This is a genomic window from Amycolatopsis pigmentata (genome assembly GCF_042684065.1).
Lineage (GTDB): Bacteria > Actinomycetota > Actinomycetes > Mycobacteriales > Pseudonocardiaceae > Amycolatopsis_E > Amycolatopsis_E pigmentata.
Map to the genome: position 1 here is coordinate 213077 of NZ_JBHUKR010000007.1, position 18056 is coordinate 231132.

Here is an 18056-nt window from a genome sequence, read left to right on the forward strand (position 1 = left end):
CTCCAAAACCGACGGAGCGCGGGATCAGATGGTGCGGAGGCCCTTGAGGACGCGGGCCATGAACTCGCGGGAGGAGCGGTCGCCGAAGGTGAGGCCGGGCTGGTGGATCATCACCAGGCCCAGGTTGTCCATGTCGCTGACCAGTACCTTCACCACGTTCAGCGGCAGCACCAGATACGCCGCGATCTCGGCGATCGACCGGGTCGCCACACAGCACAGGTCGCAGATCCGCCTGTGCTGCACGGAAATCGCACCCTCGTACCGCCTGCCCTGGTCACTGATCGAAACCAGCGCCTCCAGCGCGAGCTCGTAGTCCGGACGGGTACGGCCACGGGTCCGCGCGTAAGGCCGCATCAGCATGCGATGGCGACCGGTGCCCGTGTTCGCCGCGGCGGGAGGCGCCGCGTGCGCTCCGGCGGCCGGAGGCACCGCGTTCGCCGGAACGGCGGGAGGGGGACCGGGCCGGGCCTCCGGCGGAGGCGCCGGGCGCATCTGCGGTCGAGGCGGCGGTGGCGGTGGCATCCTCCCCGGACCGGGTCTGCCCATCCCGGGCACTCGCACCGGCAGCATCACCGCCGACTTGTTCACCACGAACTTCGACGGGGAATCGATGGTCTCCCGGTCCAGACCCTGATGCAGGGCCTCCCACGGGTCGAAGGCGTCTTCGTCGGAGGAGTTCGGGGGAAATTCGCGCATGGCCGGCTACCCGCGCACCCCGCCCTGGAGCTGGCCGCGCAGCTCGGGCGTCAACTGCTGGCCGAACCGCTCGACCAGCAAGGTCATCTCGTAAGCCACGATGCCGATGTCGGACGTGGGCGACGCGAGCACGGACAGGCAGGACCCGTCGCTGATCGACATCAGGAACAGGTAGCCGCGCTCCATCTCGACCACCGTCTGGTTGACCGCGCCCGCTTCGAAACAGCGGGCCGCGCCGAAGGTCAGGCTGAGCAGACCGGAAGCGACGGCGGAAAGCTGGTCGGCACGGTCCTTCGGCAGCCCCTCGGAACTGGCGAGCAACAACCCGTCGGCGGACACCACGATGGCATGTGCCGCGCCCGGTACCCTGCGGACGAAGTCGGTGAGCAGCCAGCCGAAGCTGCCCGACGGGTAAGCCGGCGGCGTCACTTTCCCCTCCTCACGGCGTCTCGTGGTCGCGGTCGCTGCCAGCGTATTCCCCACAGCGGACTTGTCGACCCGCTGTGAGAAGTGATCCGTTCCTTTCACCCCAACGGCCGTACGGTCTCCGTACAGCTTCCCGCCGCGATCAGCCAGGCTGCAGCGCGGTGTCCCGCGAGATGGCGTGCTCCACCACGGAAATCAGCACCTGCTTGGCCGATTCGCGCTCACGCGCGTCACACGCGATGATCGGCACCGCGTCCGAGATCGTCAGGGCGTCCCGGACATCGTCGATCTGGTGGTGCAGCAACCGGTCGAAGCAGTTGATCGCCACGATGTAGGGCAGGCCCCGGTTCTCGAAGAAGTCGATCGACGGGAAGGCATCGGACAGCCGTCGCGTGTCGACCAGCACCACGGCGCCGATCGCGCCGAGCGCGAGGTCGTCCCACATGAACCAGAACCGGTGCTGGCCCGGGGTACCGAAGACGTAGAGCACCAGGTCCGAGTCCAGCGAGATCCGGCCGAAGTCCATGGCCACCGTGGTGGTCACCTTGTTCGGGGTGGCGGAGATGTCGTCGACCGAGAGACTCGCCTCGGTCATCTGCGCCTCCGTGGTGAGCGGGTCGATTTCGGACACCGCACCAACAAGCGTCGTCTTTCCGGCGCCGAAGCCGCCGGCCACCACGATCTTGGCCGACTGGGTCGGCCCGTTGGCCGCCGACGTGTTCGCGTCGGAGTCAAATTCTCCGAAGCCCACTGAGCACCCTCTCCATGAATTCGATACTGGGTCGGTCACCGGCCGCGGGGGTCGCGGAGTGGATCAGCACGAGACCCAGACCGGCGACATCACCGATCAGCACCCGCACCACTCCCAGCGGTAACCGAAGATACGCGGCCACTTCGGCCACGGAACGGGTATCCAGGCACAGGCTGCAGATCGACCTGTGCTCGGCGACCCGGACCCGGCCCAAGGCACGACCACGCTCGCTGGTCGAAACCAGTGCCTCGATGGCGAGGTCCTGGCTGGGCCTGGTACGTCCACCCGTACGGAAATACGGACGGACCAGTCCTGACGTCTCCGCGGGTCCCGGCGGTGGCACAGGAGGCGGCACCGACGGCAGACTGGGATGACTCGGATAGCTCGGGTAGCTCCGCTCGCCGGCCGATTCGGACGAAACCCGGGGCACCGCCCGGAAAGCCGGATCGGTACCGCCCGCGGTGTCACCGAAAAGTTCGGCCGCCGGACCGGAAAACAGCCGTTCGCCGCCCAAACCGCTGGAGCCGGTGGAGCCGTACCCGGGTTCACCGGAACCCGGACGGTCCCTCGGCGAAGCCTGCTCGGCAGGGTTCCGCGCTCGGCGCGACCACCAACCCTGATCGCGCCCGCCGACGAAGGGCATCCGCTCCTCGTTGGCCAGCGCGCCACGGCGCCCGTCGTCGCCGGGGGGATTCACCCCCATCCGTTCTCCGCCCATGTTTCCCAGCCCCGTGTTCACTTCGGTGTCCCCGTGACCGGCGCGCTAGCCGCGCGCCGCCCCCTGCAACTGCGCCCGCAGCTCGGGTGTCATCGTCTGACCGACCCGGTCCACCAGCAGCGTCATTTCGTAGACGACGAGACCGATGTCGCTGTCCGGCGATCCGAGGACCGCCAGGCAGGAGCCATCGGAAACCGACATCAGGAACAGGAAGCCGTTGGCCATCTCGACGACGGTCTGCGCGACCGGGCCGCCCTCGAACACCTTCGCCGCGCCGCGCGCCAGGCTGGTCAGCCCGGAAGCCACCGCCGCGAGCTGATCGGCTCTGTCCTTGGGCAGCCCGCGCGAGGAGGCCAGGAGCAGCCCGTCCGCGGAGACCACCACGGCATGCGCGGCGCCGGGCACCCGGTGCACGAAGTCCGTGATCAGCCAAGCGAAACCGTTCTGCGCGGGAGTCGGCTTGCCGCCGCCCTGTTTCTGAGAACCCGCCCGTGTCACTCGTCACTCCTTACTGCTCTCCCGGACGAGGGGAAGTTCTGCCCACCGGCCGAGAAGCTGTTTTCCCCAGTGCCGTCACGTAAGGCGTGCCGGCCGGAGGTGTAACCACGCTGGAAACTCACCATACGGTCACGCGCTGCGGTCGCCGAACGCGCGATGGCGCTCTGTCCGGGCTTGCCGGCGGTCTTGTCGACGAACGAACCGGGCTCGGGCACCGAGACCGAGCCCGGCACGAGATAGGCGTTCGGGACTCGCTTGGGCAACCCCGCCGGCGTGACTTCCTCGCTCTTCTTGTCCAGCAACGCCCGCGCTGCCTGCCAGCCCTCGTCCGCGACGCTGTGCCAGGACAATTCCTCGGCTGCTTCGGTGACCGCCTCCTCCACGGCCGGCTCCGCTGGCTCCGCTTGCGGCTCCGCTTGTTCCGGTTCCTGTTCCGGCGTTTCCTCGGCAACGGGTTCGGACGACGGGCTGGGGGCCTGCCGCGACTCTCCCAGCAGGTCCGGCTCGCCTTCGGCGTTGAACCAGCGCGACACGACCGACTGGTAGATCGGCAGACGCTTGGTCGGGATGTCGTCCTCGTCGATCGGAAGAGACTCCGACGCCGGTCGCTCCAGGTTTTCCGGCGGCCGCACCGGGACGTACTCCGGTTCCCGCTTCGGCAGTTCCGGCGGGTTGAACTGCGCCGGCGGCTGCGCGAAGCCGTTGTCCCGGAAGGTTTCCTGGCGTTCCAGGCGCGGGGTCTGGCGCGGGGCAGTCCGGCCCTGGCTCAAGAACGCCGCGTTGGACGATCCGGCGACCAGGTCGTCCAGGCTGATCGGCCGGTCCAGCGGCTGCAGCCCGCCGGCGGCGGTCTGCTCGGCATCCGACGGAGGACGCGGGCGCTGGGCGGGCACCTCGGGCGGCGCCTCTTCCACGGGGGGCTCCGCGGACGGCCACGAGATTTCGTTGAGTGCCTGGGGCGCGGGCAGAGGGACGTCCGAGGCGACCGCGCCGAGCAGTTCGGCGGGCACCACGATCCGCGCGATCACACCGCCCTCGATGTCCTCGTTCTCCCGCAGCCGCACATCGATGCCGTGCCGCTGGGCCAGTCGCGCGACCACGTACAGACCCATTCGGCGGGTCACCGAAACGTCCAGGTCCGGCGGGTCGGCGAGGCGCTTGTTGGCCTCGGAGATCTGCTCCTCGGACATGCCGACGCCGCGGTCGGTGATCTGGATGGCCAGCGCCTTGCGTCTGGTGACCACCGCACGCACGCTCACCTTCGTCTCCGGCTCGGAGAAGTAGGTCGCGTTGTCCAGCAGTTCGGCCAGCAGGTGCACGAGGTCGTGCACGGTCAGCCCGCGCACCGCCACATCGGGGATGGCCCCGACGTCGACCCGCGCGTACTGCTCGATCTCGGACACGGCCGCGCCGATCACGTCGGCGGCGGAAACCGGCTTCGGCACCGACTTGGCCAGGCCCGCGCCGGAAAGCACGAGGAGACTTTCACCGTTGCGGCGCAGACGCGTCGCCAGGTGGTCCAGCTCGAACAGGCTCGCGAGATGGTCGGGATCCTGCTCGTCGGCCTCCAGGCGGTCGATGACCCCGAGCTGGCGCTCGACCAGCCGCTGCGACCGCCGGGACAGGTTGACGAAGATGCCGTTGACGTTCTCCCGCAGCAACGCCTGTTCGGCGGCCATCTTGATGGCCTGCTCGTGCACCGCGTCGAAGGACCGGGCCACCTCGCCGATCTCTTCGCGGGTGGTGACCGGCACCGGCGTGACCACGTTCTTCGACGCCGCGACCGGGTCCGGGTCCTCGAGGATCTTGTTCACGGCCTCCGGCAGGCGCGTGTAAGCGATTTCAAGCGCGCTGTTCTGGAGTGTCCGCAGCGGCTTGAGCATCAGGCGGGCGACGAAGACGCTGAGGATCATCGCGAGGAGCAGGGCCGCGAGCACGATCGCGGAGTCTCGCCAGGCGGCGCTGGTGGCCGCGTCGGCGAGCTCGACCGACCGGGCATGCAGATCGTTGATCAGCGCGGTCTCGACGGCGTGCAGCTTGTTGACGGTTTGACCGCTGGCCGCGGCCAAATCGAGCGCGTTGATGTCCGGCGCGTGGTTGTTCGCGGCGCGGGCGAGCGCGGTCGCGGCAAACCGGGCACGGCCGTCGACGTCGGGCCCGCTCACCGTGTCGGTGAACGCCTGGACCTGCGCCGGGGTCGCGTTGGCACGGAACAGGTCCAACGCCGCCTGCGCACTGAACTGGGCCGCCCGGATCTGGTCGAGCAGGATCGAGGTGAACCCGTTGCGCATCGCGGCGACCACCAGCGCGGTGTCCTCGCGAGAGGTGAATTCCTTGGACTCACTGACCGCCTGGAGCGTGGTGCCCTCCCGGACCACGTCCCGGTCGGACACCGCGGAGGTGACTTCGCGGCCGAGTTGAACCAGCGAGTCGATGACCGACGTATACGCGTTCAGCGCGTCGAACTCGGAGTACGGCGACGCCTTCACGGCCGCGCGCAACGGCGTCAGCGCCTCCAGCCGCTCCAAGCCCTGGTCGTACCGCTGCTTGCTGGCCGGGTCGGTGACATCGAGCTTCGCCTCGTTGTCGCGCAGCGCGGCGACGGCGTCGTCGACCGTCGCGATCTGCTCGTTGAGTGCGGTCTGGACCCTGCTCTCGTTCGGCACGATGATCTTGGTGACGGACAACGCCCGCTCACTCTGGAGCTGGTGCACGACCTCGTTCACCTTGCCGGCGAAGTCCACCTGCGCCGTGGTGCGATCGAAGGCCTTCGCCTCGCTCAGCTTGTCCTGGGCGCTCAATCCGCCCAAGACGAGCGCGGTCAGGGTGGGGATGGCGAGCACGACCGCGAGCTTGGAACGCAACCGCCAGTTGCGTAAATTCATCCTGGAGCCCGAGGAAGGAGTGCCCGCTACCCCTGGGGTTTGATCTTTGGGCACCGGAGTACCACCCTCGCTCCCGCCAGCATTCGGTTTACCTGGTTTGCAGGTGCAGAGGGTAGCGAACAGGCCGTGAAGATGTAACCCTTCCTGGGGATACGGGCAGATGACTACCACTGCCTGACATCCCAGCCGGTCTTAACGCTATCGCTGCGACCCGCCTTAAATACTCTCAGTACGCCCCACGGCCACCGAGATCAGGTTGGGTGACCTGCGTCACTTTTGTCGAGTCTACGAGGAGACGACCTTGCCGACCATGCTCGAAGTCCAGCATCTCGACCACCGCTTCGGCGGCCACCAAGCCGTCCGCGATGTGTCTTTCACCGTCGATGCCGGGCAGCTGGTGTGCATAGTCGGGCCGTCGGGTTGCGGAAAGTCGACCCTGCTGCGTTGTGTGGCCGGGCTGATCCGTCCCAGTTCGGGAACCGTGCAATTGCACGGCGACCCGGTGACCGGCGTGCCCGAAGACCTTGCCGTGGTGTTCCAGGACTACAGCCGGTCCTTGTTCCCCTGGCTCTCCGTAGCGAGCAACGTCGAGTTCCCGCTGCGGTCGCGGCTACGCCGTCGCGAACGGCGCGCGCGTGCCCTGGAAGCGCTCGAAGCGGTCGGACTGGGCGATGCCGCGCGTAAGTTTCCTTGGCAACTGTCCGGCGGAATGCAGCAACGGGTTTCCATCGCCAGGGCGCTGGCCCGCAGGCCCGCACTGCTCCTGATGGACGAGCCGTTCGCCTCGGTCGACGCGCAGACCCGGTTCGAGTTGGAGGATCTGCTGCGCCGGGTGCAACGGGAGCAGGGCAGCACTGTATTGCTGGTCACGCACGACATCGATGAAAGCGTTTACTTGTCCGACCGGGTGCTCGTCCTGTCCTCGTCGCCGGCGTCCATCGTCGCCGACCTGCCGGTGGACCTTCCGGCCGAACGCGACCAGATCACCACTCGCGAGTCGGCCCGATTCGTCGCGCTGCGCGGCAACGTCGCGCGTCTGCTGCGGAGCCCGGCACCCGAGGCAGCCGCCGATGTCGCGGAGTGGGAGCTGGCCGAGCGCTCCGCAACATGATCGATACCGAGCATCCCGCAATATCCGCTTGTCCAGCGACGATATAAGCGGCAAGCACTTCAGCAGTTCGGTAGTAATCGTTCATTCCTTCCGTTCAGGAACCCGTGAGAGGCGGAGACGGCACGCGGTGACGAAGGAGACGACGGTCCGGGACGCGGTACGGACCCTGATGCGTGAGTGGAAACTCACCACGGTGTTCGGCAACCCCGGCAGCACCGAGGTGGGCTTCCTGACGAACTGGCCGGACGACTTCCGGTACGTACTCGGGCTGCAGGAGTCGGTAGTGGTGGCGATGGCCGATGCCTTCGCCCAGGGCACCGGGAACGCGACCGTGGTGAACCTGCATTCGGCCGGTGGTACCGGGCACGGGATGGGCAGTCTGGTCACCGCGTACCACAACCGCGCGCCCCTGATCGTGATCGCGGGCCAGCAGTCGCGGTCGCTGCTGGCCGAAGACCCGTTCCTCGGCGCACTCGATCCGGCGGCGTTCCCGCGTCCCTACGTCAAGTGGAGCAGCCAGCCCGCGCGGGCGGAGAACGTGCCCGCGGCGTTCGCGCGTGCCTACCATCTGGCCACGCAGCCGCCCCGCGGCCCGGTGTTCCTGTCCATTCCCGCCGACGACTGGAACCGCCCCGCGCCGGTTCCTCAGGCCGGGCCGCCGATCGCCCCGTACGCACCCGACCCGGAGGCCCTGGCGACGGTCGCGGCGACGCTGGATGCCAGCGAGAACCCCGCCTTCGTGGTCGGTGCCGCCGTCGACGCCGACCACGCGGTGCCCGCCGTCGTCGAACTCGCCAAGAAGACCCGCGCTTCGGTCTGGACCGCGCCGTTCGCGGCACGTGGCACCTTCCCCGAGACCGATCCGCTGTTCGCCGGTTTCCTGCCGCCGAACCGCGCCGGGGTCGCGGAGGCGCTGGCCGACCACGACTTCGTCCTGGTGCTGGGTGCTCCGGCGTTCACCTACCACGTCGTTTCCGGAGAGGACGTGCCCGCGCTGCCCGCGCTCTCGGTGATCAGCGACGACCCGCAGGTGCTCGCCAGGGCGCCCTACGCGACGGCAGTCCTGGCCACGCCAGGGAAGGCCGCCGAGGGGCTGGCCACCCTCGTCCACAACACCGAGCGCGCCGTCCCGGCACCACGACGACCCACGCCACCGGCCGCGGAACCCGTGCCCGGCCGGCTGATGTCCGCCGCGTTCGTCTACCGGACGCTCGGTGAATTCCTGCCGGAAAACGCTCTCCTCGTCGAGGAGGCGCCCACCCACCGGCGTGACCTGCAGGCACAGTTGCCGATCAGCCCGCCACGCGGCTTTCTCACGATGTCCAGCGGTGTGCTCGGATACGGGCTGCCTGCCGCAGTCGGCGCGGCGCTCGCCGAGCCCGCGCGGCCGGTCGTCGCGGTGGTCGGAGACGGGGCGAGCATGTACAGCATCCAGGCGCTGTGGACCGCCGCGCGTGAGCAGACCGCGATCGTGTTCATCGTCCTGGACAACGGCGGGTACGCGGCCGTGCGCAACCACGTCGCCCGCGCCGGAGCCGACAAGGTACCCGGCATCGAACTGGGTGGCCTGGACTTCACCGCGCTGGCGCATGGCATGGGCTGCCACGGGCACCGGGTGGAAACTCCGGACGAGCTGAGGAGCAACCTGGTTTCGGCCCTCACCTCACCGGTGCCGACCGTGCTGCACGTTCTGGTCGCGGCCTGAACGAGTGGTGGAGACCGGCGTTACTCACCAAGGCCTGCCCGGAAACCGGGATGCCAGTCCAGCGCTCGCCGTTCGGCCTGGGCGAGTACGAAGTTCAGCAGGTAACCGAGCACGCTCACCAGCACGATCCAAGCCCACATCTCGGGCAGCAGGAACGAACCCTGCGCGTTGATCAGCCGGAATCCGATGCCGCTGGTGCTGCCCACCAGCTCCGCAAAGACCATCAGGATGATCGAGACCGACAACGCCAACCGCATCCCGGCGAACACCTTCGGCGCAGCCGTGGGCAGGATGACGCCGAGAACCCAGCGCCTGCCACGGATCCCGAACGCTTGCGAGGTCTCGACCTTCACGTCGTCGATCGACCGTGCGCCATCGATGGTGTTGAGCAGGATTGGCCAAAGGGCGCCCCACAGCACCATGACGACTTCCATGCGCGACCCGAGCCCGAACACCACCAGGAAAATCGGCGTGAGCAGTGTCGCGGGAACGGATCGGAAGAAAAACAACATCGGGGAGAAGTAGGCGGTGACGACCGGCGAGCGGCCCAGCGCCAGTCCGGCAGGCACTCCCGCGAGCACCGCGATCGCCCAGCCGAGAAGCAACCGTCCGAGGCTCGGCAGCACATCGGAGGTGAACGCGCCGTCGCCGAACCACGCATGCCCCGCGGTGCCCAGAATCTTTAGCGGAGAAGGAAAGTACGGGTCGTCGGCGATCGTCGTGGCCAGTTGCCAGAGCAACACGAACACGACGAGCACCAGCCAGCGACGGGCGAAAGACCGCCAGTTCATATCGCACCTCCCGTCGCCGCCCAGCCCATCCATCGCCGTTGTGCGGCCAGCAATCCCGTGTTCACCAGATAGCCGGCCAAGCCGACGAAGACGACGCTGGCGAGCACGAGGTCCATGCGCAGCGAAGTCGTCCCCCAGTGAGAAACGAAGTGACCGATGCCGACGCTCGATGTGTAGTACTCGGTGCTCACCAGCACGATCAGGGCCACCGCCGCGGACAGCCGGATGCCGGTCAGCGCGAACGGTGCCACCGCGGGCAATATCACCCCGGACGCCAGCCTCATCGGTCCGACCCGGAACGCCCGGGCGGTCTCCAGCAGTTGCCGGTCGATCTCCCCGACCGCGTACATGGTGTTGAACAGGATCGGCCACACCGAGGCGAACACCGCCAGCGCGATCTTGGTCTGCGCACCGCCACCGAGAACCAGGGTCACCAACGGAATCAGCGCCACGGTGGGCAACGGCCGGAGGAATTCGACGACCGGGCCGATACTCAGCCGCAGTGGTCTAAACCTCCCGAGCACCATGCCGAGCGGGATGGCGATCGCCGAAGCCAGCGCGAGTGCGATGGGCCACGACACGATGGTCGAAGCCGCCTCGGTGATGAACTCCCGATCGGTGAACAGAGCCATGAACCGCACCAGTACCACCGACGCGGGCGGCAGCACGCCGGCCTTCACCACGCCGGATCGGCCGGCCACTTCCCATAGCGCGAGGAAGCCGGCCAACCCGGCGACACTCCTGCCGATCATACCTTCGGCGTAGGAACGATGTACTTCGTGGCGTCGAGGGGCACGGATAAGCCCCCGTAATTCTGCATCAACGTGATGATCCGCTGCATCTGCGTGGGGTTGAGCGAAGTGGGGAAGGTGTCGAGGTTGAGCAGCGCCGCGGTGGCCTTGTCGACACCGGCCATCTCAGGCAATACGTCCGAGAGCTTGGCTCGGTCCGCACTGTCGGCCTGGGCGGGAATCATCGCCCGCTGGAACGCGGCCACCGTCTTCGGGTGCTCGTCGATGAACTTGGACATCGCGATGTAACCAGTAATCGGCATGTTCGCGGTGGACCCGCTGACGATCTTCAGAACCGGCTGGAGACCCTGCTTCTGCTCACCGAGCGTGAGATAGGGCTCGACCTCGGTCCCGGCGTCGATCTGGCCGCTGGCGATGGCGGCCGGCATGTTCGGGAACGTCACCGGCACGTAGTGCACGCTGTTCGGGTCGACGTCGTTGTCCTTCAACGTCGCCCGGAGCATCAACTCGACGGTCGAGCCCGCCTGGTGGATGGCGACCCTCTTGCCGACGAGGTCACGCGGGGTGAGAATCCCGGCCTCCGGCTTGGCCATCAGCGCCTCGGAGGTCTCGTTGGCGGTGTTGGAGTCGACGACGATCTTGGCGTCGAGCGTCTTCTGGGCCACGCCCTGGAAGAAAGACACGTAGTTGGTGACGGCGAAGTCGATTTCACCGCTCTGTAACAAGGTGACCGGCTGCTGGCTGGCGGCATACGACTTGAGCGTGACCTCCAGTCCCTGCTTGGCGAAATAGCCTGCCTTCTCCGCGAGCCGGGCCGGCGTGCTGCCGATGCTCTGCAGGACGCCGATTGTGATCTTGCTCTTTTCCAGCCCTGCGGCCGAAGTGCCTCCGGAGGAGGTACTCCCGCTCGAACCGTTCAGCACGCTGCATCCGGCCGAGGCGGCAAGCGGGCCGGCCACCGCCGTCCCCAGTGCCAGCCGGACGAAGGCACGGCGTGTGGTGGCCGTGACGTTCATGCTCATAGAAAACGCTCTCCTAGCGGCGTTCCAACAATCCTCGCTGGAGGTTGACTACCGTAGGTAGTAACCGTCAACCGTCCCCGAGTGGATGGGTGAAAGACTCACCATGATCGGACGGGCGAAACATATCAGCGCTGAGACGAAAAACAAGGTCCGAATGCACTACTTTCCGCGCACCGGGAAGCAGGTCGGGAGACGCGTTTCACACCCGCTTGACCAGGCGAGACGCCGGGCGCCTACCTACTTTCCCGTACGTGCGTCGCGCGCCCGGGAAACGCCGTCCTGCAAACGGCTCATGCGCCCACGCACCGCATCCGGCTCCAACCGCAATGTGGGCGGATCGACCGCGGCGTGTTTGGGTCCGCGCGTTCCGTTAGGCCCTTCGGCGGATTCGGCGTCCTCCTGCGGCCACTCGGGCTCGACCGCGTCCTCCGCTTGCGGTTCGTCTCCCGCCTGCGACTGCGCCCCGGGGTGGAACCACTGGGTCAGCACTTCCTGGTAGGCCGGCAGGCGTTCGGTCGGCTCGTCGTCCTCCAACGGATGCCGCCGTACGTCGTCGTCGGTGTCCGGCCATTCCGGCGTCGGTGCCTCGTGTTCGACCACCGGCGCCCGCCGCGTCGACTCCGGGATCGCCGGCAACGCGAGGGTTTCCTCGGGTCTTGGCTCGGGCTCGGGAAGTTCGGGCTCCGGGGCGGGTTCGGCGGGCGGCGGCGGGGCCGGCGCCTCGGGCAGCGGGACGAGCAGATCGGCGGGCACCACGACGGTCGCCTCCAGCCCGCCGGTCGGCGCCGCGCTCAGGGTGACCTCTATATCGTTACGCCGCGCCAAAGTGGCCACCACGAACAACCCCATTCGCCGGGACGCCTCCACGTCCACCGCGGGCGGGTCCGCCAGCCGGGCGTTGGCACGCGTGATCTCCGGGTCGGGCATACCGGCGCCGGAGTCGGTGATGTGCACTTCCCACGCGCCGTCCGCCGCGATCGAACTGACCACCGTCACCGTGGTCGACGGCGGCGAATACAGGGTCGCGTTCTCCAGCAGTTCGGAGATCACATGCACCAGGTCACCGCAGGCTTCACCGCGTACCGCCAGTTCCGGCGCCGGGGAAAGCTCGATGCGCTGGTAGTGCTCGACCTCCGACAGCGCCGCGCCGATGATCTCCTCCGCGGCCGCCGGGTCGGCGGGCGCCTGTGCCGGTTCCTGTCCGGCCAGCACCAACAGGTTCTCGCTGTTGCGCCGCATCCGGGTGGCCAGGTGGTCGAGTTCGAATAGTCCGCCGAGCGTTTCCGGGTCCTGCTCGCCGGCCTCCATCCGGTCCAGCACCGCGAGCTGCCGCTCGACGAGGTCCTGGCTGCGGCGGGACAGGTTGACGAACATCGCGTGGACGTTCTCCCGCAACAGGGCCTGATCGCCGGCGAGTCGCACGGCTTCGCTGTGCACGACGTCGAACGCGCGCGCGACCTGCCCGAGTTCCTCGCGCGTGAACACCGGGACCGGGGCGACCGGCCGTCGCGCCGCGGCCTCCGGATTCGGGTCGGCGAGGATGCCTTCGACCGCGGCGGGCAGACGATGCTCGGCGACCTCCAGGGCGCTCCGGCGCAGCAGCCGCATGGGCCGCAGCAGCGACCGCGCGATGATCACCGCCAGCACCGCGCACAGCAGCAGCACCCCGAACACGATCCCGGTGTCGGTGATCGCCGCGCGGCGGGCGTCCGTGGCCAGCGCGTCGCATCGCTGCTGGGACTCCGCCTGCAGTGCCTGCTGGACGCGGAAGGCGAGGTTGATGGTGTAGGTGGCGGCGGTGTCCCACTGCTGGGCGTCGAGACCACTCAGGCTCTGCCCGTTCTGCGCCCGGGTGATCGCCGACTCGAAGATCGTGTTGCCCTGGTCGACGAGCAGCCCGATCACGGTGTCGTCGTACATGCGCTGCTCGGCGGGCCCGGCGAACTTCCGGTAGTCGCCGCGGGCCGCGGTCAGCTCGGCGTCGGCACCGAGCAGCGAGCGCAGCACGTCGCCGCCGAGCTGATGCTGTTCGAGCGCCTGCGCGAGCAGGGCGCGCTTGATCGACATCTGGTCCTTGACCCGAGCCAGCGCGTTCGCCGCGAGCCGGAGGCGGGCCAGTTCGGTGTCGGGGATTTCCGCGACGGCCTGGTCGGAGAGATCGAGCACGCCGGAGATCAGCTCGCTGTAGGAACGGAGCACGGCGCCCGCGGGCAGGTTCGAATGCTCGCCCGAGTACCGAAGACCGGTGAGGACGTTCATCCTGGCCATCGTGTCCTGCAGGCCGGCCGCGCCGCCCGGGGACAGGCGGGCACGATCGGCGTCGAGTTCCTTGCCGAACTCGCCGATCGCCGCGTCGACCCGGGAGCGCTGGTCCCGCAGCTCACCGAGGTCGCCCTGCCGGTTGTGGGCGACGAACCGTACCGTGAGGTCGCGTTCGCGCTGGAGTTCGTGGACAACCGTGTTGACCTTGTCGTCGACCCGTCCGTGCGCGGCGAGTTCGGCCAGTCCCTCCGCCTGCCCCAGGTCCTGCCGCACCCTCAGGCCGATCAACGCGAGCACGGTGATCGTGGGAATGAGCAGGACGACGATCAGCTTGGTGCGCAGACGCCAGTTCTTCAGGCGCCAGCGACCGCCCAGCCGGGCATCGGGTCGGCGGTCCACGGCATCAGCGCCACCGGGTTGCTCGCGCTGACGGGCCAACTCGTCGTCCTTCTCTTCTGCTCTGCGGCGGTACGCGCGGCCGCCTGGTTCTCCGCGCAGGACTGCTCGGGGCCACGTCACGTGGTGCCCGGCATCTCCCCGCCCTTCCGTGTCGCCCCCGCTCGCCGGATACGCATCGTCACCGGCAGGGACCCGTTAACCTACTAGAGAAGGAGCTGAATCGTGGCATGGGCCACCGAGTCATCTACTCCAGGTGCGGTCCCTCAGCGATGGTATGGGCAACGGGATTCTAAGCTCCACCCAAGTTGGGTAATTCGGTTCATCGGCGGGGGGCGGCAATGCGACGGGTCGCGATCACACTGGTCGCGGCCCTGTGTTTGATTACCGCTTGCAACAATTTCCTGGCGAAGCCACGATCGAGTGAACAGATCATTCCCGAACGAACCACACTCCGCGTCGGAGTGGGCAATCCGATCGACACCGCGCCACTTCGGCTCGCGGTGGAGGACGGTTCGTTCACCCGTGCAGGCCTCCACGTCGACCTCGTCGAGGAACCGACCCCGGCGGCCGGCCTCGACGGACTCGCCCGGGGAAACCTCGATGTGGCCTTCGCCACAGATGTGGCGATGTTCAAGGCGGCCGCGTCCGGCACCGCGCTCCGGCTCCAGGCCGAGGCCTACACGTCGACGCCGTTCACGATGTCCCTGATGACACTGCCCAGTTCGACCTACACCAACCTGGCCGACAAGAAGACGCCGAAAATCGCCGTGGACGAACTCGACGACCTGGGCGCACTCGCGGTGCGGTCGATGTTCACCACGGCGGGCGGCGATCCAGCCAAGATCAAATTTGTCCGGTATCCGTACGCTTCGATGCCCACGGCCCTGCGCGACAAATCCGTCGACGCCGCGCTGATGATCGAATCATTCATCACCCAGGCACAGCAGAACCTGGGCGCCCGCGTGCTGGCCGATTCGTCACGCGGCGCGACCATGAACCTGCCGATGACCGCCTACGCGGCCACCGGAATCTTCGCCGAGGCCAACCCGCGCACACTGGCACTCTTCCGCTCGGTACTGGCCCGCGCGCAGCAGCGGGCCGCCGATCCGACGGTGATCCGGCAGGCGTTGCCCCGCCTGGCCGGAATCGACGAGGCGACCGCCGACCTCGTGGCCCTGGGCCAGTACCCGATCTCGCTCAACGGAGTCCGGCTGCAACGCGTCGCCGACCTCATGCGGACGTCCGGGATGCTGTCCTCCCGGCTCGACGTGGTGTCCCTGCTGCCGAAGGACGACACTTTCTGATCGCGGCACGGGCCGCGTAGGTCCACAAAGGACATTCAGCCGGCCACTGGGATGTGACGGCTCCCACGGCATCCGGTGACGGCTCTCAGCGAGGCGCGGGCCACACGCTTCGGCCCGGCGGGGGTCCGACGCGCCCGATGGCCGTATAAAGGAGTGGTGACCGATGGCCCGCTGATCGTCCAGTCCGACAAGACCGTCCTGCTCGAGGTCGAGCATGCGCTGTCGGACGACGCCAGGATCGCGATCGCACCGTTCGCCGAACTGGAACGGGCTCCGGAGCATGTGCACACCTACCGGGTGACCCCGCTGGCCCTGTGGAACGCGCGGGCCGCGGGCCACGACGCGGAGCAGGTAGTCGACGCCCTCACACGGTATTCACGCTTCCCGGTCCCACAGCCGTTGCTGATCGACATCGTCGACACCATGGCGCGGTTCGGACGGCTGCAGATCGCCAATCACCCCGCGCACGGCCTGGTGATGTCCACCACCGATCGCGCGGTCCTGGAAGAGGTGCTGCGCAACAAGAAGATCGGCCCGATGCTCGGCGCGCGCATCGACGACGACACCGTCCTGGTGCACCCCTCCGAGCGGGGACGGCTCAAGCAGGCGCTGCTGAAGGTCGGCTGGCCCGCCGAGGACCTCGCGGGTTATGTCGACGGTGAGGCGCACCCGATCTCGCTGGAAGAGAACGGCTGGTCGTTGCGGGAGTACCAGCGCCAGGCCGCGGAGGCCTTCTGGGCCGGTGGCTCGGGCGTCGTGGTGCTGCCGTGCGGCGCGGGCAAGACACTGGTCGGGGCGGCCGCGATGGCGCGCGCTCAGGCCACCACGCTGATCCTGGTCACCAACACGGTGGCCGGCCGCCAGTGGAAGCGGGAGCTGGTCGCGCGCACTTCGCTCACCGAGGACGAGATCGGTGAGTACTCCGGTGAGAAGAAGGAGATCCGCCCGGTCACCATCGCCACGTATCAGGTGATGACCCGCAAGTCGAAGGGCGAGTACCGGCACCTGGAGCTGTTCGACTCCCGCGACTGGGGCCTCGTGGTCTACGACGAGGTGCACCTGCTGCCCGCGCCGGTGTTCCGGATGACGGCCGATCTGCAGTCCCGCCGCAGGCTCGGGCTCACCGCGACACTGGTCCGCGAGGACGGGCGCGAAGGCGACGTGTTCTCGCTGATCGGCCCGAAGCGTTTCGACGTGCCATGGCGCGACATCGAGGCGCAAGGATGGATCGCGCCCGCCGAGTGCGTCGAAGTCCGCGTCACGCTCAGCGACGACGAGCGCCTGCGGTACGCGACGGCCGAGTCCGACGAGAAGTACAAGCTGGCCTCCACGGCCAGGACCAAGACCGCGATCGTGAAGTCCATTGTGGACAGACACGTCGGTGAGCCGACCCTGGTCATCGGGGCCTACCTGGAACAGCTGGAGCAACTGGGCGCCGAACTGGACGCGCCGGTGATCCAGGGCGCCACGCGTAATTCCGAGCGGGAGAAACTGTTCGACGCGTTCCGCCGCGGCGAGCTCACCCGGCTGGTGGTGTCCAAAGTGGCCAACTTCTCGATCGACCTGCCGGAGGCGTCGGTGGCCATCCAGGTGTCGGGCACGTTCGGCTCCCGCCAGGAGGAGGCGCAACGGCTCGGCCGCCTGCTCCGCCCGAAGGGCGACGGTCGTCAAGCGCATTTCTACTCGATCGTCGCGCGCGACACCCTGGACACCGAATACGCCGGGCACCGCCAGCGCTTCCTGGCCGAACAGGGCTACGCCTACACCATCCGGGACGCCGACACCTACCTCTGACCCGTTCGGCTCTCCCCCCGGGGTTCGTCACCGCAAGCGGCGTTCCAAAAATGTCGTACCCTCGAACTAGTGTTCGGACTCGTTGGCGAACACCTAGCGCGAGGGGTACCGATGACCGTCACCGTTTCTCCGCACCGGACACCGCCGGGCCTGGACCTGCCCGCCGGCCGTTGGCACGGCGCCATCTGGGTCTCCGACGCGCCGCTGGAGGAACCCGCCCGTTACCGGCAGTGCGTCACCGAGTTCGATGCCGCCACCGGGTCCGGGGCAGGCGGGCTGTGGCCCGTGCTCATCCCGCGGGACCCGCGCTTCGCGGCGAACGGTGAGGACTGGCTCGACGACCGCGAACGGCTGGCCTCCGCGGCGCACCGGATCGACGCGGTGGACGTCGCCACCACCCTGGCCCAGTGGTGGGATCCGTTCTGCTGCACCGGCGGCGTCGGCTGTCTGCGTCCGTACGGCAGGGATTTCCCCGGCCTGGCGCGGAAATCACCCCTTCGGGTTGATCCGCACGCCGAGGCGGGGAACACCGGTTCCGTCCTCGCGAGCCGGGGTACCTACCGGCTCGGGCTGGTGCCGGTGGAGCGCCCCGCCGACGTCCCGGCCGCCCTGGGCTGGACGGGGATGATCAAGTCCACCGATCAGGTTGCGGCGATCTCCGCGGTGCTGCGAAGCTGGGAAGACCGGTTCGGGGCGACGCTGATCGTGCTGGGTTTCGACGAACTCGAACTCTCCGTCGCGGCGCCGCCCCGGATCCAGGGCAGGGCGCTGCCGCTGGCCGCGGAACACCGGTCGTTCAGCGTACGGAGCTTCTCCGGTCAGCCCGGCAACCTGCGCGAGTACGCGGCAGGGCTGGTGCACCGCCGGCACTGGCGGTTCTCATGGGATTAAGTGAGGCGCCCTCCGGGAAATCCGGCCACACGCCTGAGAAATACGGACTGG

At 68.3% G+C, this 18056-nt stretch carries 15 protein-coding genes; 5 read left to right on the top strand and 10 right to left on the bottom strand.

Annotated elements, in window-relative coordinates; translation table 11 throughout:
• Positions 1-24: 24 nt before the first annotated feature.
• The 6 genes from ACFSXZ_RS13940 to ACFSXZ_RS13965 form a co-directional block, all read right to left on the bottom strand.
• The gene (locus ACFSXZ_RS13940) at positions 25-696 is read right to left on the bottom strand and encodes a DUF742 domain-containing protein (protein ID WP_378265178.1); all 672 of its coding nucleotides are present in this window, start codon (positions 694-696) and stop codon (positions 25-27) included.
• Positions 697-702: 6 nt separating this feature from the next.
• Positions 703-1125 (bottom strand): roadblock/LC7 domain-containing protein, encoded by a 423-nt coding sequence (locus ACFSXZ_RS13945; protein ID WP_378265180.1) that lies wholly within the window; start codon positions 1123-1125, stop codon positions 703-705.
• A 139-nt stretch (positions 1126-1264) separates the two neighbouring features.
• Positions 1265-1873: a GTP-binding protein gene (locus ACFSXZ_RS13950; protein ID WP_378265182.1), complete on the bottom strand. Its 609-nt coding sequence runs from the start codon at positions 1871-1873 to the stop codon at positions 1265-1267.
• Positions 1854-2576 carry a DUF742 domain-containing protein gene (locus tag ACFSXZ_RS13955; protein ID WP_378265184.1) on the bottom strand — a complete coding sequence of 241 codons (723 nt, stop codon included), beginning with the start codon at positions 2574-2576 and terminating at the stop codon, positions 1854-1856. The genes ACFSXZ_RS13950 and ACFSXZ_RS13955 overlap by 20 nt, the downstream gene beginning before the upstream one ends.
• Before the next feature lie 60 nt (positions 2577-2636).
• Entirely contained in the window at positions 2637-3089 is a 453-nt protein-coding gene (locus ACFSXZ_RS13960) for a roadblock/LC7 domain-containing protein (protein WP_378265186.1), read from the bottom strand.
• A complete protein-coding gene (locus ACFSXZ_RS13965; RefSeq protein WP_378265188.1) occupies positions 3086-5974 on the bottom strand; it encodes a sensor histidine kinase in 2889 nt (962 codons plus the stop codon). Before ACFSXZ_RS13965 ends, ACFSXZ_RS13960 begins: the two co-directional genes overlap by 4 nt.
• 310 nt (positions 5975-6284) lie before the next feature.
• Between ACFSXZ_RS13965 and ACFSXZ_RS13970 the strand changes: the two genes are divergently transcribed.
• Both ACFSXZ_RS13970 and mdlC read left to right on the top strand, forming a co-directional pair.
• A complete protein-coding gene (locus tag ACFSXZ_RS13970) occupies positions 6285-7085 on the top strand; it encodes an ABC transporter ATP-binding protein (RefSeq protein WP_378266449.1) in 801 nt (266 codons plus the stop codon).
• 127 nt (positions 7086-7212) lie between these two features.
• Entirely contained in the window at positions 7213-8790 is a 1578-nt protein-coding gene (gene mdlC, locus ACFSXZ_RS13975; protein WP_378265190.1) for a benzoylformate decarboxylase, read from the top strand.
• Between the two features lie 20 nt (positions 8791-8810).
• Here the strand turns inward: mdlC and ACFSXZ_RS13980 are convergent, their stop codons facing one another.
• The 4 genes from ACFSXZ_RS13980 to ACFSXZ_RS13995 all read right to left on the bottom strand — a co-directional run bounded on the left by ACFSXZ_RS13980 (position 8811) and on the right by ACFSXZ_RS13995 (position 14055).
• Positions 8811-9581 (bottom strand): ABC transporter permease, encoded by a 771-nt coding sequence (locus tag ACFSXZ_RS13980; RefSeq protein ID WP_378265192.1) that lies wholly within the window; start codon positions 9579-9581, stop codon positions 8811-8813.
• Positions 9578-10333 carry an ABC transporter permease gene (locus ACFSXZ_RS13985; protein WP_378265194.1) on the bottom strand — a complete coding sequence of 252 codons (756 nt, stop codon included), beginning with the start codon at positions 10331-10333 and terminating at the stop codon, positions 9578-9580. Before ACFSXZ_RS13985 ends, ACFSXZ_RS13980 begins: the two co-directional genes overlap by 4 nt.
• Positions 10330-11355, bottom strand: coding sequence for an ABC transporter substrate-binding protein (locus ACFSXZ_RS13990; protein WP_378265196.1), 1026 nt, complete (start codon positions 11353-11355; stop codon positions 10330-10332). The genes ACFSXZ_RS13985 and ACFSXZ_RS13990 overlap by 4 nt, the downstream gene beginning before the upstream one ends.
• A 237-nt stretch (positions 11356-11592) precedes the next feature.
• Positions 11593-14055 (bottom strand): sensor histidine kinase, encoded by a 2463-nt coding sequence (locus ACFSXZ_RS13995; protein WP_378266450.1) that lies wholly within the window; start codon positions 14053-14055, stop codon positions 11593-11595.
• Positions 14056-14354: 299 nt separating this feature from the next.
• On the opposite strand from ACFSXZ_RS13995, the gene ACFSXZ_RS14000 reads away from it, so the two are divergent.
• The 3 genes from ACFSXZ_RS14000 (at position 14355) to ACFSXZ_RS14010 (ending at position 18005) form a co-directional block, all read left to right on the top strand.
• Positions 14355-15320, top strand: a complete 966-nt coding sequence (locus ACFSXZ_RS14000; RefSeq protein WP_378265198.1) for an ABC transporter substrate-binding protein — start codon at positions 14355-14357, stop codon at positions 15318-15320.
• 156 nt (positions 15321-15476) lie between these two features.
• Positions 15477-17114 (top strand): DNA repair helicase XPB, encoded by a 1638-nt coding sequence (locus ACFSXZ_RS14005; protein WP_378265200.1) that lies wholly within the window; start codon positions 15477-15479, stop codon positions 17112-17114.
• Positions 17115-17225: 111 nt separating this feature from the next.
• The gene (locus ACFSXZ_RS14010; protein WP_378265202.1) at positions 17226-18005 is read left to right on the top strand and encodes a DUF4253 domain-containing protein; all 780 of its coding nucleotides are present in this window, start codon (positions 17226-17228) and stop codon (positions 18003-18005) included.
• Positions 18006-18056: the final 51 nt, after the last annotated feature.